Here is a 14,686-nt window from a genome sequence, read left to right on the forward strand (position 1 = left end):
CCCCATGGCTCTCACTCAGCACGACATCGACCAGGAGATCGCCGCCGAACACGCCGCGTACGAGAAGCGCGTCGCCGACGGCGCCCCGGTCGAGCACCATCCGCGCCGCGGCTACGCGCCGTACCGCTCCTCGGTGCTGCGCCACCCCGAGCGGCCGCTGGTCGCCATCGACGTCAGCAAGGACCCGGAGCTGGTCGAGCTGTCCTCGCCCGCGTTCGGCGAGCGGGACATCACCGGGATCGACAACGACCTCACCCGTCAGCACACGGGGGAGCCGATCGGCGAGCGGATCACCGTCTCCGGGCGGCTGCTCGACCGCGACGGGCGGCCCGTGCGCGGCCAGCTCGTCGAGATCTGGCAGGCCAACTCGGCGGGCCGCTACGCCCACCAGCGCGAGCAGCACGACGCCCCGCTGGACCCCAACTTCACCGGCGTCGGCCGCACGCTGACCGACGGGGACGGCTTCTACCGGTTCACCACCATCCAGCCGGGGCCGTACCCGTGGCGCAACCACGTCAACGCCTGGCGTCCGGCCCACATCCACTTCTCGGTCTTCGGCACGGCGTTCACGCAGCGGCTCGTGACGCAGATGTACTTCCCGAACGACCCGCTGTTCCCGTACGACCCGATCCTCCAGTCCGTGACGGACGACGCGGCCCGGCAGCGGCTGGTCGCCACCTACGACCACAGCCTGTCGGTGCCGGAGTTCTCGCTCGGCTACCACTGGGACATCGTGCTGGACGGCCCGCACGCCACCTGGACCTAAGAAGGACGCTGACCTGCCATGACGAAGATCGACACGAGCAGCCCCGAGAACGTGCTGCCCACTCCGTCGCACACGGTGGGCCCCTTCTACGGCTACGCGCTCCCCTTCCGCGGCGGCGAGGAGATCGCGCCCCTGGGGCACCCGGACACCGTCACCGTGCACGGATACGTGTACGACGGCGAGGGGCGGCCCCTGCCGGACGCCCTGGTGGAGGTGTGGGGGCCCGACCCGGACGGCAACCTGCCGGCCGTCGACGGCTCGATGCGGCGCGACCCGGCCTTCGGCGACCACCTGGGCCGCAACGGTGTGGAGTTCACCGGCTTCGGCCGCATCCAGACCGATGCCGACGGCCACTGGTACGCGCGGACGCTGCGACCGGGCGCACGCGGACGGAACGCCCCCTACCTCAGCGTGTGCGTGTTCGCGCGCGGGCTGCTCGTGCACCTGTTCACCCGGATCTACCTGCCCGGTGACGAGGCCGCGCTGGCCGCCGACCCGCTGCTCGGCCGGCTGGACGAGGAGCGGCGCGGCACGCTGATCGCCACACGGGAGGACAGCGGGGCATACCGTTTCGACATCCGCCTTCAGGGCGAGGGCGAGACGGTCTTCCTGGAGTTCCGGTGACATCACCTGCCGCTGATCCCGCCGCCGGTCTCGACGTCGGCCTGCTCGGTCCGGGCTGGGCCGGCTCCCCCGCCGCGTCCGCGACGAGCGACTCCGCCTATCTGCGGGCCCTGCTCGACGCGGAGGCGGCGCTCACCCGGGCCCAGGCCGCGCTCGGCCTCGTCCCGGGCCGGGCGGCCGAGGCGGTGACCCGGGCGGCCGATCCGGGCCGCTTCGACGTGTCCGCGCTCGCGGAGCGCGCCCGCGGCGGCGGCAACCCGGTCATCCCGCTGGTCGCCGACCTCACCGAGGCCGTGGGCGAGGAGTACGGCCCCTGCGTCCACCTGGGCGCGACCAGCCAGGACATCATGGACACGGCGACCATGCTGGTCGCCGTGCGCACCCTGGAACTGGCCCTGGCCGACCTGGCCCGCACCGAACAGGCGCTGGCCCGGACGGCCGCCGCGCACCGCGACACGGTGATGCCGGGCCGGACTCTGACCCAGCACGCCGTGCCGACGACGTTCGGCCTGAAGGCGGCCGGGTGGCGGTCGCTGGTGCTGGACGCCCGGGACCGCCTGACCCGGGTGCGGGACTCCCTGCCCGTCCAACTCGGGGGCGCTGCGGGGACGTTGGCGGCCTTCTCCGCGTACGGCGCCGAGGACGCGACCGCGCTCGTCACCGCCTACGCCCTCGAACTGGGCCTGTGCGAACCGCTGCTGCCCTGGCACACGCTGCGCACGCCGGTCGCCGACCTCGCCGGATGCCTCGCCTTCGCCGCCGGGACGCTGGGCAAGATCGCCGCCGACGTGCTGGTCCTGACCCGCACGGAGACCGCCGAGCTCGCCGAGGGCAGCGGCGGCGGTTCCTCCGCCATGCCGCACAAGGCGAACCCCGTACGGTCCACGCTGATCGCGGCCGCCGCCCGGCGTGCCCCACAGCTCGCGGCCATCCTCTACGGGTCCCTGGCGGCGCAGGACGAACGGCCGCCCGGCGCCTGGCACGCCGAGTGGGAGCCGCTGCGGGAGCTGCTGCGACTCGTCGGCGGCGCGGCCCGCGACGCCGCGGAGCTGACCGAGGGGCTGCGGGTGGACGCGGACGCGATGCGCGCCCATCTCGGGCTGACCCATGGGCTGATCGTCTCCGAGCGGCTGTCGGCCGAGCTGGCACCCGTACTCGGCCGTGCCCGCGCGAAGGAACTGCTCACCGAACTCGCCCGGCGCACCTGCACCGAGAACCGGGACCTTGGTGAACTCCTTTCCGAGCAGATTGAATTGAAGGACGTGGACCTGGGCGAGCTCACCGACCCGGCCCGTTACACCGGCTCCGCCGGAGCCCTCACCGACCGTGCCCTGGAGCGACGTTGACTCTGCACCACCTTCTCGAAGGCCCCGCCTCCGCTCCCCCGCTGCTGCTCGGGCCGTCCCTCGGTACGTCGTACGCGCTGTGGGACAAGGTCGCACCCGAGCTGGCGATCTCCCACCGGGTGGTCCGCTGGGACCTGCCCGGGCACGGGGGTTCGCCGGCCGGGCTGATCGGGCCCGGCGCGACCGTCGGCGACCTCGCCGGCCTGGTGCTGGCGCTCGCCGACTCACTCGGCATCGAACGGTTCGCGTACGCCGGGGTGTCGCTGGGCGGTGCGGTGGGTCTGCACCTCGCCGTGCACCACCCCGAACGCGTCGACTCGCTCGCCGTGATCTGCTCGTCGGCCCACTTCAACGGTGCCAAGGCGTGGCAGGAGCGGGCCGAGCGGGTCCGGCGGGACGGGCTGGACTGGCTGGCCGAGAGCGCCGACGCCCGGTGGTTCGCCGGTGACTTCACCGTGCCGGAGCTGGTCCGGGACCACCGGGAGGCCGACCCGGAGGCGTACGCCGCCTGCTGCGACGCGCTGGCCGCCTTCGACCTGACCGACCGGCTGCCTCGGATCGGCGCGCGCACGCTGCTCGTCGCGGGCCGCGAGGACCAGGCCACCCCGCCCGCGCATCTGCGGCAGATCGCCGACGCGGTCCCCGGCTCCGCGCTGGTGGAGATCCCCGGCGCCTCGCACCTGGCGCCCGCGCAGTGCCCCGAGGCGGTCCTGGCCACGCTGCGCACCCACCTCGACGGTGCTCCGCGGCGGGGCATGGAGGTGCGCCGCGCGGTGCTCGGTGATGAGCACGTCGACCGGGCGCAGGCCCGGCAGACCCCGTTCACGGCCCGCTTCCAGGACTTCATCTCCCGCTACGCCTGGGGCGAGATCTGGACCGACCCGACGCTCAGCCGCCGCGAGCGCAGCCTGATCACCCTGACGGCGCTGATCGCACACGGCCACTACGACGAACTGGCCATGCACGTACGGGCGGCCCGTCGCAACGGGCTCACCCCCGAGGAGATCGGCGCGGCGCTCCTCCAGAGCGCCGTGTACTGCGGGGTCCCGGCGGCGAACTCGGCGTTCGCGGTGGCCCAGCGGGTACTGGCCGAGGAGTCCGGCGAGGAGTGACGACGCGCCCGGACACCTGCAACGACCCGCCACCACCCGCCCAGGCCTGTCGTCACATTCCCGTCGTCGCCCGAAGGGCGGCCCCGCGGCGTCTGGTGCGTGCTCTGGGGGTCCCCCCTGCTCGGAGAGCTTGGGGGAGTGCCGGGCGGAAGCCCTCGTACTGGACGTACTTGGGCTTTCGCCCGGTGCGGCGAGTTGGGGGTCCCCCTGCTCGAAGAGCTCGGGGGAGCGTGCCAGGCGTCGCGGGGCAGACGGGAATGTGACGACCGGCCCTAGGCCACTTCGTGCTCCGACTCCAGGAGTTGCGCGGCCTGTTCCGCCAGGCCGTCCGCGCCGCACGAGCGCGCCAGTGCCAGGCCCCGGCCCAGTTCGGCGGCCGAGCGCGAGACGATGCCGAACTCGACGCGGGCGACGGCGTGTTCGTACTGGCAGGGGGAGGCCTCCAGGTAGGTGACGGCCTGGGCGGCCAGCCGGACCGCGCGCTGGCCGGTCTCCAGGGCCGCGGCGCAGCGCAGGGCCTCTCCTATGGCGGTGTCGGTGCCGAACCGCTCGGCCCGGCGGCGGAGGTCGGCGACGAGCCGGCCGGCCCGCCCGGGGTCCTCGGTGGCGAGCGCGTGGGCCAGGTCGGACGCCCAGGGCACCGTCACCGGGTTCTGGTGGCCGCGGGCGGCAGCCGCCTTCTCGGCCGCCTCCAGTTCGTTGATGCCGTCCTCGGTGCGGCCGAGGGCCAGCAGCAGCCGGCCGCGCACGCTGCGCGGGTCGGGCAGCACGATGGTGGACGGGTAGGGCGGGGCGAAGGCGTGCTGCTCGGCGACCTCCCAGGCCCGCTCGACCTGGCCGCGGGCGAGCAGGGTGTCGACGAGATTGCAGGTCGCGGTCCAGTACAGGGGCAGTCCCCGGCCTACCCGCTCGGCCAGGCGCAGCGATGCGCGCAGGTACTCCTCCGCCTCCCGCAGCCGGCCGCGCCTGCGGTGCCCGAGGCCGACGTAGGCGTGGGCGAGTGCGAGGTGGCCGCCGCTCCAGCCGGCGGCCTCGTAGGCGCGCAGGCCCTCGGTGTAGAGGGTTTCGGCGCGGTCGAGGCGGTCGCAGTAGGCGTAGGCGCTGGCGAGCATCAGCAGCAGTTCGATGCCCCACTCGGTGTCGGTCCAGCCGAGTCCGGGTGCGAGGCGGCCGTTGACGAGCGCCCGGTCGCACATCTCGACGACTTCCTCGGCGCTCTCGCCGCGGGTCATGGCGTCGAAGCCGCGCAGGATCAGCAGGGCGCGCTCGGAGTTGTCGCGTCCGGTGCAGCCGGAGGCGAGTTCGGCGAGCCGCTCGGAGCGGTCCGGGGAGCTGGTCCCACCGGTGTACAGGCCCTCCCACATGTACTGCACGGCCTGCAACCGCATCCGGGTGGGCCCTGGTTCGTGGCGGGCGGCCTCCGCCTCGACCGTGCGGACGGCCTCCTCCAGCTGGTCGTTGTGGAGCAGGGCCTGGGACAGCCGCCACACGGCGTCCACGCGGGGGGCGCCGTCCAGGCCGGGCATGGCGAGCGCCCGCTGGAGGTGCTCGATGGTGGTGGCGGGCGCGGTCAGCAGCGTCGCGCAGCCCAGCTCGTAGAGCACGCGCGCGTGCGTCCTGGGGGTCGGCGGCTCCAGCAGGGCCCGCTCCAGGCAGCGGCGGGCCGCGTCGGACGCGCCGACGGCGAGGTGCTCGCGGGCCGCCTGGCGCAGCTGCTCGACGAGTTCCTCGTCGTCGTCCGGGTGGACCTGGAGCAGGTGCCGGGAGGCCGCGGCGGCGCCGAGCCCGGAGTCGGCGACGACCTGGGCGGCGATGCCGTGCATGGCGGTGCGCAGGGCGTCCGGGATGGAGTTGTAGACGGCGGTGGCGATCAGCGGGTGCACGAACTCCAGCTCCCCGCCGCCGCCCCGGGCGGTCGCCGGGTCCGGCTCGGTGAGAATGCGGGCGCGGCACAGCAGTTCGGCGCAGCGCTCGGCGTCGTCGCGGTTCATGGTGGCCAGCCGGGCGACGAGCTCCACGGAGATGCCGGTGCCCAGGACGGCGGCGGCCCAGGCGAACCGGGTGGCGTCTATGCCGAGCTCCTCCAGGCGGGCGACGAGGCCGCCGCCGCGGGCCGAGCGGTTCAGGGCGCGCAGTTCGGCGGCCCGGGCCTCGACCGGTTCGAGCTCGCTGTCGCGCACCTTGGCGAGCAGTTCGACGGTCTCGTACGGGTTGCCGCCGGTGACCGCCCACACCTCCCGGCAGAACGGGGCATCGGCGTGCGGGCCGAGGGCGGTGCGGGTGAGTCCGGCGGTCGCCTCGGGCGTCAGGGCACTCAGGGTGTGCACGCCCGCGGCGGCGACGGCCGCGTCCAGGCACCGGGCGCCCCCGCCGCCGAACTCGCCGGGCCGGCGGGTCACCACGAGCAGTACGGGCAGGTCCTCGAGGCGCTCGGCGAACGCGGCGAGCCAGCGCAGGGTCTCCACGTCGGCCCAGTGGGCGTCGTCGATCAGCAGCACCAGCGGCCACTCGCGCTTGGCCAGGCGGCGCACGGCGGCGACCAGTCCGTCGCACACGCCCTGCGGGTCGGCCTGCCCGTCCCGGGGTTCCGCGATGCCGAGTGCGGGGCCGGCGACGTGGTACCAGTCGCCGAGGTATTCGCGGGCCTCCTCGGGCATCAGCGACAGGAACGCGGGCTGGAGCAACTGCCGTACCACGTTGAAGGGGACGGAGCGCAGGGTCTCGCCGCCGCGCGCCGACCACACCGCGCAGCCGCGTTCTCCGGCGATGCGGCGGGCCTCGGTCAGCAGGGCGGTCTTGCCCAGACCGGCCTCGCCCTCCAGGACCAGCAGTCCTCCCGAGGACGCGCGGTCGGCGCACAGGACGTCGATCGCGCGTACGACGGCGGTGAGTTCCTCGTCACGCTCCCACAGCGAGGCCGAGGCGGCCGTGCCCGGCCGTACCTCCGTCATCCCGCTACCTCCCCAAGTCGCCAGACGGCATGCAGACTTCGAGCGTAGTACCCGAGGGGCCGATGCGGCGGGCCGTCCCGGCACCTGTTGCGTAGTCGGGTGACCCGCGGTAGTGGGGATGGCGCGGGGAACGGGACCGGGGTCCTCTCATCGCTCTTTCACCGACGCCTCATACGGTAGGGACATGACGCAGGTGACTCCTCCCGGGTGGTACCCCGACCCCGGGCAGACAAGTGAGGGCCCCGCCACCGAGCGCTGGTGGGACGGTAGGGCATGGACGGACCAGACCCGTCCCGTCGGGTCGGCCGCCGTGTGGGGTCCCCCGGCGCAGCAGGCGGTCCCCGGGCCGTACCCGGCCCACCCGGGGTACCCGGCCCACCCGGGGTATCCGGGACACCCGGGATATCCGGCGTACCCCGGACATCCCGGCCGCCCGCCGGCTCCGGCGCGCCGCGGCCTGCGTACCGGCATCGCCGTCACGGTGGCGGCCGCGGTGCTGGCGAGCATCGGCGTAGGTGTGTACGCGCTGGTCAACGACGTCGGCGGCAAGGACGGCCGTGCCGGGTCCCGGCAGGGGCCGGACGGCCGGGGCGGCACCGGCGAGGAGGGCGGCCCCTTCGGCGGCCCGGGCGGGTCCGGCGGATCCGGTGACTCCGGCGGATCCGGCGACTCCGGCGGATCCGGTGACAGGCCGTCCGAGGCGCCGAAGATCAAGAGCGGCTCGGTGACCGACGCGGTCAGCGGCATCAGCCTGCCGATACCCGACGGCTGGTACGGCCAGGAGTTGGGGGTGGGCGCCCAGGTCACGTCGAGCGACTCCTACAAGTGCCCCGGCGACACCTCCAAGAACTGCACCAAGGGCGGCGCCTACTCGGCTCCCGCGCTCGCCCTGGGCGTCCGCGGGAGCACGCCCGAGGAGGTCGCCAAGGCCGACATCACGGCGAACGCCGAGGACTCCTACGGGGGCGAGGCCTACGGCGGGATCACCTCCCACCAGGTGCTGGCCTCGAAGGCGGTGACCGTGGCCGGGCAGAAGGGCTACCTGGTCCGCTGGAAGGCCGTCACCAGCAAGGGCGCCGACGGGTACGTGGAGTCGCTGGCCTTCCCCTCGCCCGCCGACTCACGGCAGTTGGTCGTCGTCCGCTTCGGCCTCGACGTCGGGGAACCGCAGTCCGTGATCGACGACATCACCCGGGGCATCGAGGCGTCCTCGGGCGGCGGCAACGGCCAGAGCGTCTGAGCCGACGCCCGAGCCGCACCCGGACGTACCGCGACCGGGCGGGGCACCTCTCCACTCCGGAGGCACCCCGCCCGGCCGGGGTGCGCGCCGCCCCCGTCCCCACGGTGCGGCGCGGGCAGGTCACCGCCCGGTCATCCCGGGGACGGCGGCCTGAGTCGTGAACCGAGGCCCAGTGCCGGCAGCACCGCGGCCTCCAGGAACCGGACCAGGTAGTCCGGGTCGGCGTACTCCCCCTCCAGCACGGGCCGGATGCGCAGGACGCCGAACAGCTGCGCGGGCACGAACTCCAGCGCGGGGTTGTCCGCGCGGACCTCGCCGCGCTCCACCCCGCGCCGCAGGATCTCCCGCAGCACGGCGATCTCCGGCTCGACCAGCGTCTCGCGCAGCGCCCGCTTCAGCTCGGGGTCCAGCGTGATCGCGTGCCCGAGCGCCTGGAGGAGGCGGGTGTCCCGGCCCGACCACTCGCCCGCGGCCCGCACGACCCGCCGCAGGTCCTGCGCGAGCGAGCCGGTGTCGATGCCGGCGAAGCGGCAGCGGCCGCTGGAGCGCAGGGCGGCCGCCACGAACTGCGGCTTGGTCCGCCACTGCCGGTAGAGCGTGGACTTGCTGCACCGGGTGCTGGCCGCGACGCCCTCCATGGTGACGGCGTCGTAGCCGTGCTCGCGGATCTGCTCGAGCACGGCATCGAAGAACTCCTGCTCACGCTCCGGCGTGAGCTTGGAGCGGCGCGGGGCGACGACCGTCTCCGGCTCGTCCGCTGCCTGCGATGTCATCGCTGCGCTCCTCACTCGTGTCCCGGGAGTTCGGGCCCGGGCTCAGGGCTCTGCTCTCCAGTGTGGCGAAGGTCCATGGCAGTGTACCGGTACGCGTGCGTATCGGTACACTTTCGTATCGGTACGCTCGCGTGTCGATGTACGGCACATCGGCATGGGTGCGGACAGCACCACCCACGCATCACCGTCACGAGAGGGCCTGGCATGACATCCCGAAGCGAGGCCGCCGAAGCGGAGCCGCACGGACCGGCGCGGCGCCCGCTAGTCCGTGAGTCCCGGCCGGCCGAGGGGAACGCCCCGGCGGGGACGGGCCGGTGAGCGCCGCCCTGACGGCCGTGGTCCTGTCGCTGTTCTCGGCCGTCGCCTACGCGACCGCCGCGGTCGCCCAGGAACGGGTCGCCGCGCACACCCGCGGAACGGGCGTGCGCGGACTGCTCCGCGCCGGCGCCTGGTGGTGGGCCGTCGCACTGAACGGATCGGCGGCCCTGCTGCACGTGGCGGCCCTGAAGTACGGCCCGCTCACCGTGGTCCAGCCGCTCGGCGCGCTCACCCTGGTGGCCGCCGTGCCGCTGGGGGCGCGGATGGCCGGGCGGCGGGTCGCGGCGGCCGAGTGGCGGGGCACCGCGTGCACGCTGCTCGGACTGGCCGCCCTGCTCCTCGCGGCCTCCGGGCCGGCCCCGGTACGCGTGCTGAGCCCCCTCGAGGCGCTGTCGGTCGCGGGTGCCACGGCCGTACTGATCGGCGCACTGTCACGGCCCGGGACGCGCCCGGGCCTGCGGCACGCGACCGCGTCGGGGGTCGCCTCGGGCGTGGCCTCCGCGCTCACCCAGACGGTGACGGTGGCCGCCACGGACCACTCCGGACCCCTGCTCAGCGCCCGCGTGATCATGGTGGCGCTGCTCGTCGCGGCCTTCGCGACCGGTGGGCTGCTGCTGTCGCAGACCGCCTACCGGGACGGGCTCGGCGCCCCGCTGGCGGTGCTGACACTGACCAACCCTGCGGCGGCCGCGCTGATCGGGCTCACCCTGCTGGGCCAGGGGCTGAAGGGCGGCGCGACGGGCGTGCTGCTGGCGTCGGCGGGCGCGGCCCTCGCCTCCTGCGGGGTCGTGGTGCTCTCGCGGGCGACCCCGCGGCCCACGGACGCGCGCCCCGGACCGGGTCCGGAGCACACCGGAGGCCGGGGCGGTGACCCGGCGCACCCCGTGGCCGCCGTGCTCGCCCTGGAGTCGGAACCGCCCTCCCTGGAACCGGCGCTGCCGTCCCGGCCGTTGGGACCGGGACGCCTCACCCCGCTGTGACCGCCGGTCAGTTCCAGCCGCGCGAGTCCTGCTTGAGCGCCGTGTCGACGGTCAGCGCCGTGGCGACCACCAGGCTCAGCAGCGGCTCGGGCAGCTGGTAGTGGATCTGGAGCACGTAATTGTCGGCGGTCGTGAACATCGTCTTGGCCAGGCCCTCCCAGGTCTTGGTGATCCGGGCGACCTCGTTGCCGGCGTGGTCGACGATGGCGAAGTTCCAGGCGCGCCAGTTCTCCGCCTTGATCGCGCCGACCTGCTGCCCGTTCGCGTTCATCGCGAAGTTGATCTTGCCGAAGACGTTCTGCTGGACGATCTCGCCGACCTCGGAGCCGTCCGGACGGGACACCACCACCCGCGACTTGAAGACCTTGGCCGGCCGGGTGAGCACCAACCGGGGCGCGCCGTAGGCGTCGCGGATCTCCAGCCTGTGCGTCATGAACTGGTCGAGGCTGGAGACGAACCGCATCGCCTTCTTCAGCGCGCTCTGCCCGACCTCGGTGACCGTGCCGATCCGGTTGCCGTGCTGGTCGAAGACCTCGTACTCGTTGGTGAGCTCGATCAGTTTGGCCTTCTGGTTCACCACGAGCACCGGCTCACTGAACAGCGAACCGCCGCCCCGGGCGCCCGGAGTGACCCCGGCCTGGTGCTGGACCTGCCGCTGCACGCGCGCGTCGGGGGCGGCCTGCTGCGGCGGCACCTGCGGCGCGACGTGGGCCTGCGGGTCGGCGTGGGTGTGCTCCGTCCACTGTGAACCGTCCCAGTAACGCAGCGTCTGGGCCGCTCCGTGCGGATCCGGGTACCAACCTGCCGGTGTGTTCGAGTACGTACTCACCGGCGCACACTACCGCCGGGCAGGCGGGACCCATGCTCGCGAGTGGCGCACATCACACATTGAACTGCGGTTTTCTGGGCAACCCTTCACGGCTCCCGGCGATCTCCTCTGCGAACACATTGGCCACTCCTGTTTTTCGAGGTTCGCATGAGGATTCGCCGCTCCCTGGCTCTCGCAGCAGCCACGGCAGCCATCACACCCGCTGTGCTTCTTGCGGCCCCCGCCGCCTTCGCGGACACCACCCCGAACACCACCGCGTCCACCGAGTCGCCCGGTACCGGAAGCGAATCCACCGACACGGAGGAGAAGACGGACGCTCCCGGCGACAACACCGCCCAGACCGAGGACCCGTCGAAGGACGCCGACGGCACCGCCACCACCGTCGGCGAGAACCAGTCGGAAGACACTGGCGAGAAGTCCGACGACACCGGCGAGAAGCCCGACGACACCAAGGACGGGTCCGGCTCGGAGGAGGAGGGCACCACCCTCACTGACAAGGAGTCGACGCCCGGCACCGCGACCCCCACCCCCTCCCCCTCGGAGTCGCGGGGTCCGCAGCCGTGCGAGGAGGGTGACGACCCGAAGTTCGACAGCAAGCTGCGCACCAGCCTGACCGGCCTGCCCTCGAAGGTCGTCGCGGGCAGCGGGTTCCACACGTTCAAGCTGAACGTCACGAACTCCGGCAGCAACTCCTACAAGCGCGTCGACATGGGTGTGTTCGCGGGCCTGGTCGACGGGAAGAAGTTCACCGACCAGACGCGCCACCTCACCCTGCAGTACAAGGACCCGGAAACCGGCACGTGGGAGAACATCTCCGTGGACGAGGAGGACGAGGCCGTCGGCTACGTCGGTTACACCGACGTCAGGCCCAAGGAGTCCTTCTCCGTCGACCTGCGGCTCAGCGTGGACAGGACGGCCCCCGCCGGCATGGGCTTCGCCATCTCCATCGGCATGTACGCCGACGACAAGGGCAACTGCGTCTTCGCCACCGACGAGGACTACTACCTGTTCGACGTTCTCGCGGCTGGTACGAACGCGGGCAACCCGGCCGACGCCAAGCCGCAGGGCGGCAGGAAGCCGCTGCCGCCCAAGCCCGTCGGCGACCGGCAGATCGTCCCGCAGGGCCACCTCGCCGAGACCGGCTCCAACTCGGCGCTGCCGATGATCGCGGTGGCGGGCGGCGCCGCGGTCGCCGTCGGCGCGGGCGCCGTGTTCGTGGTGCGCCGCCGCAAGGCCGGCAGTGGTGCCGCCACTGCCTGATTCGCGTCCCTGACGCGCTGAGGCACGAGGGCCGCACCCGCGAGAGCGGGTGCGGCCCTTCGCCGTCGGTGGCCGGACAGGGCGCCGTACCGGCGCGCCCGCCCTGTCCGTAGAACAGGTTCCCTATCCGTAGGACAGGTCGGAGCACAGGTCGTCGTCGGCCGAGCGGGCGTCCGCCGCCACCGACGTGGGCACGGAGGTCGGCTCGGCCGAGGCGCCGTCCGCGGCGGCCGTGAAGTCCTCGCCCAGGACCACGTTGACGCCCGGGACGGTCAGGGCCTGGAGTTCGGCTCCGGGGAAGAGCCGGGCGACCGTCTCGGCCTCGGCCTGCTGACCGGGTCCGTACTGGATCAGGGTGGTGGCGTGGTTCTGGCTGCCCGCGTTCCCGGTGCCGGTGACGGTGAAGCCGCGGCCGGTGAGGACGGAGGCGCCGCGGATGGCGAGGCCGGGGGTGGTGGTGCCGTTGTAGACACCCACATCGATGCCCTTGCCCAGGTCGCCCTGCCCGGAGTCCGGTGACGCGGAGGCGCCCGCCTTGCCCTTCTCGCCGCCGGCGTCCTTGCCGTCGATGGTGCGGTCGGCCCTGAGCGCGGCCCACAGTTCCGTGGCGTCCGGCTCCACGACGGCGACCCGCGCGCCCTGATAGCGCCACGGGACCGTGACGAACTTGGTGTTGTGCAGGTCGATGTTCTTCAGCGACATCGCGAACGGCAGCAGCTTGTCGGCCGAGCCCAGACCGGGGTCCACGGTGAGCGACCTGGTCGCGGCGTCGGCGAGGGGAAGCAGCTTGGTCGGGGTGAGCCCGTCGGCCTTGACCTTCTTGATGAGACTGGCGACGAACGCCTGCTGGCGCTTGATCCGGCCCATGTCGGAGCCGTCGCCGATGCCGTGCCGGATACGGACCCAGTCCAGCGCCCGCTGTCCGGCGACGGTCTGCTCGCCCTTGGCGAACAGCAGTGAACCGCGGGTGGCCCGGTTGGGGTTGAGGTCCTTCTGGTACACGTCCTGCGGCACGCACACCGGCACCCCGCCCACCACGTCGGTGAGCGCGGCGAATCCCTTGAAGTCGACGACGACGGTGTGGTCCACGCGCAGCCCGGTGAGGTGCTCGACGGTGTTCTGGGTGCAGGCGGGGTTGCCCTCGGCGGTGTTGCCCACGGAATACGCGGCGTTGAACATCGTGTTCGTGCGCGGCTCGGTCCAGCTGCCGTCGGGGAGCCTGCAGGGCGGGATGGTGACCAGGGTGTCCCGGGGGATGGACACGGCGAGGGCGTGCCGGTGGTCGGCGTAGACGTGCAGCAGGAGCGCGGTGTCGGAGCGGCCGATGTCGTCCTTGCTGCCGCCGCCGAGTGCGTCGTTGCCGCCGACGCGCGCGTCGGAGCCGATGACCAGGACGTTCTCGCCCTTGGACGAGCCGGCCTCGGGCCGGTCGTCGGACAGGCCGTCGGCGCCGAAGGTGTTGATGTCGCCGTTGAGCTTCAGGTAGAGCCAGCCCAGACCCGCCGTGCCGAGCACCAGCAGGGACAGCGCCATGACCAAGGCGGTCCGTGCACGGGTGTGTTTGCCACGGCCGCCGGAGGCGCGTCGGCGGGAACCGCCCCGGCGCTGGGGCGGGACGCCCCTGCTCCGGCGGCGCGGAGGAGCGGTCTTGTGGCTGGTCGTCATGCGCGCACCCTCATACGTCGTACTCATACGGAGGGGACGACTGGCCCCACCCAATGGTTGTACGATTGCGCAATATAGCAACAGTTGTTGAGGAAACTCCGCGACGGGGTGCGCGACGGGCCCGCACCCCGATCCGGCGGGAGCGGTCAGGGGCTGGCCGCGTCGAAGCCGTACCGCAGCGGCTCGCCCTTCACGCGCGCGTCACGGCGGTAGACGTACACCGCCTCCACGCGTACGCCGCCCCTCGGCGCCTCCCCCTCACAGGGGAACGACACCTGGAGCACCCACGGCCGCCCCGCGACCTTGACCCGCATCCCGTCCGCCGGTCCGCCCACGAGGACCGCGGCCTCCTGCCCCAACACGCCACCATCAGGTTCCATGGGGACAGTTTAGGGGTTGCGCAATTGTTGACCCGAGGGGATTTCCTGCCCGTCGGGGCTTCGGGTTCAGGGAGTCCTCGGACCCATGATCCGCCCACCGGGCTTGCCCGGCTGGCGAATTGGGGACCCGACCGGGGAGGATGGGCGGCGTGAGCCATCCTGCCGACCTCGTCACGGCCTTCGACCGGGACGAGGAACTCGCCGTCTCCCCCTCGCTCCTGGCCGCCCGGTCCGGGCTGGAGGCCACGGATGTGGCGGACGGGCCACGGGCCGCGCGTCGCGGACCGCGCCGGCCGGGGAACCCGTTCCGGCACGGACGCGCGCCGCGCTCCTGACGGGACGGCGGCCGATCACGATGACATCTCGTTCCGCGCGGCCGGGGCCGCGGGCCCACTCACGCGCGCCGCGAAACGGCGATTCGCCACCGGCACCGGAGCGCCGC

At 73.3% G+C, this 14,686-nt stretch carries 13 protein-coding genes; 8 read left to right on the forward strand and 5 right to left on the reverse strand.

Annotation, left to right across the window (positions count from 1 at the left end):
* Window positions 1-4: 4 nt before the first annotated feature.
* Genes pcaH through pcaD form a run of 4 tightly spaced genes read left to right on the forward strand, consistent with a single transcriptional unit; the run spans window position 5 to window position 3,848 of the window.
* Complete coding sequence (gene pcaH, locus ACFY4A_RS23950; protein ID WP_390831384.1) at window positions 5-766, forward strand: protocatechuate 3,4-dioxygenase subunit beta; 762 nt, start codon at window positions 5-7, stop codon at window positions 764-766.
* 18 nt (window positions 767-784) lie between these two features.
* Window positions 785-1,390, forward strand: coding sequence for a protocatechuate 3,4-dioxygenase subunit alpha (pcaG, locus tag ACFY4A_RS23955; RefSeq protein ID WP_390831385.1), 606 nt, complete (start codon window positions 785-787; stop codon window positions 1,388-1,390).
* The gene (gene pcaB, locus ACFY4A_RS23960; protein ID WP_390831386.1) at window positions 1,387-2,736 is read left to right on the forward strand and encodes a 3-carboxy-cis,cis-muconate cycloisomerase; all 1,350 of its coding nucleotides are present in this window, start codon (window positions 1,387-1,389) and stop codon (window positions 2,734-2,736) included. The genes pcaG and pcaB overlap by 4 nt, the downstream gene beginning before the upstream one ends.
* On the forward strand, window positions 2,733-3,848 hold the full coding sequence (gene pcaD / locus ACFY4A_RS23965) for a 3-oxoadipate enol-lactonase (RefSeq protein ID WP_390831387.1): 1,116 nt from the start codon (window positions 2,733-2,735) through the stop codon (window positions 3,846-3,848). The genes pcaB and pcaD overlap by 4 nt, the downstream gene beginning before the upstream one ends.
* Before the next feature lie 272 nt (window positions 3,849-4,120).
* Here the strand turns inward: pcaD and ACFY4A_RS23970 are convergent, their stop codons facing one another.
* Window positions 4,121-6,799 (reverse strand): ATP-binding protein, encoded by a 2,679-nt coding sequence (locus tag ACFY4A_RS23970; RefSeq protein ID WP_390831388.1) that lies wholly within the window; start codon window positions 6,797-6,799, stop codon window positions 4,121-4,123.
* Window positions 6,800-6,983: 184 nt separating this feature from the next.
* On the opposite strand from ACFY4A_RS23970, the gene ACFY4A_RS23975 reads away from it, so the two are divergent.
* A complete protein-coding gene (locus tag ACFY4A_RS23975) occupies window positions 6,984-8,039 on the forward strand; it encodes a DUF2510 domain-containing protein (RefSeq protein WP_390831389.1) in 1,056 nt (351 codons plus the stop codon).
* Between the two features lie 131 nt (window positions 8,040-8,170).
* On the opposite strand, the gene ACFY4A_RS23980 is transcribed toward ACFY4A_RS23975, so the two are convergent.
* A complete protein-coding gene (locus tag ACFY4A_RS23980; RefSeq protein ID WP_390831390.1) occupies window positions 8,171-8,812 on the reverse strand; it encodes a TetR/AcrR family transcriptional regulator in 642 nt (213 codons plus the stop codon).
* 314 nt (window positions 8,813-9,126) lie between these two features.
* Between ACFY4A_RS23980 and ACFY4A_RS23985 the strand changes: the two genes are divergently transcribed.
* Window positions 9,127-10,110 (forward strand): hypothetical protein, encoded by a 984-nt coding sequence (locus tag ACFY4A_RS23985; RefSeq protein ID WP_390831391.1) that lies wholly within the window; start codon window positions 9,127-9,129, stop codon window positions 10,108-10,110.
* Between the two features lie 7 nt (window positions 10,111-10,117).
* On the opposite strand, the gene ACFY4A_RS23990 is transcribed toward ACFY4A_RS23985, so the two are convergent.
* The gene (locus tag ACFY4A_RS23990; protein WP_390831392.1) at window positions 10,118-10,939 is read right to left on the reverse strand and encodes a phospholipid scramblase-related protein; all 822 of its coding nucleotides are present in this window, start codon (window positions 10,937-10,939) and stop codon (window positions 10,118-10,120) included.
* Window positions 10,940-11,143: 204 nt separating this feature from the next.
* Between ACFY4A_RS23990 and ACFY4A_RS23995 the strand changes: the two genes are divergently transcribed.
* Window positions 11,144-12,199 (forward strand): LAETG motif-containing sortase-dependent surface protein, encoded by a 1,056-nt coding sequence (locus ACFY4A_RS23995; protein ID WP_390831393.1) that lies wholly within the window; start codon window positions 11,144-11,146, stop codon window positions 12,197-12,199.
* 123 nt (window positions 12,200-12,322) lie between these two features.
* Here ACFY4A_RS23995 and ACFY4A_RS24000 read toward each other — a convergent pair whose 3' ends face one another.
* Window positions 12,323-13,864 carry an LCP family protein gene (locus ACFY4A_RS24000; protein WP_390831394.1) on the reverse strand — a complete coding sequence of 514 codons (1,542 nt, stop codon included), beginning with the start codon at window positions 13,862-13,864 and terminating at the stop codon, window positions 12,323-12,325.
* A gap of 146 nt (window positions 13,865-14,010) precedes the next feature.
* On the reverse strand, window positions 14,011-14,244 hold the full coding sequence (locus ACFY4A_RS24005; RefSeq protein WP_390831395.1) for a hypothetical protein: 234 nt from the start codon (window positions 14,242-14,244) through the stop codon (window positions 14,011-14,013).
* A gap of 149 nt (window positions 14,245-14,393) precedes the next feature.
* Between ACFY4A_RS24005 and ACFY4A_RS24010 the strand changes: the two genes are divergently transcribed.
* Window positions 14,394-14,579 (forward strand): hypothetical protein, encoded by a 186-nt coding sequence (locus ACFY4A_RS24010; RefSeq protein ID WP_390831396.1) that lies wholly within the window; start codon window positions 14,394-14,396, stop codon window positions 14,577-14,579.
* Window positions 14,580-14,686 lie beyond the last annotated feature (107 nt).

This window comes from Streptomyces sp. NPDC001292, assembly GCF_042896465.1.
GTDB lineage: Bacteria > Actinomycetota > Actinomycetes > Streptomycetales > Streptomycetaceae > Streptomyces.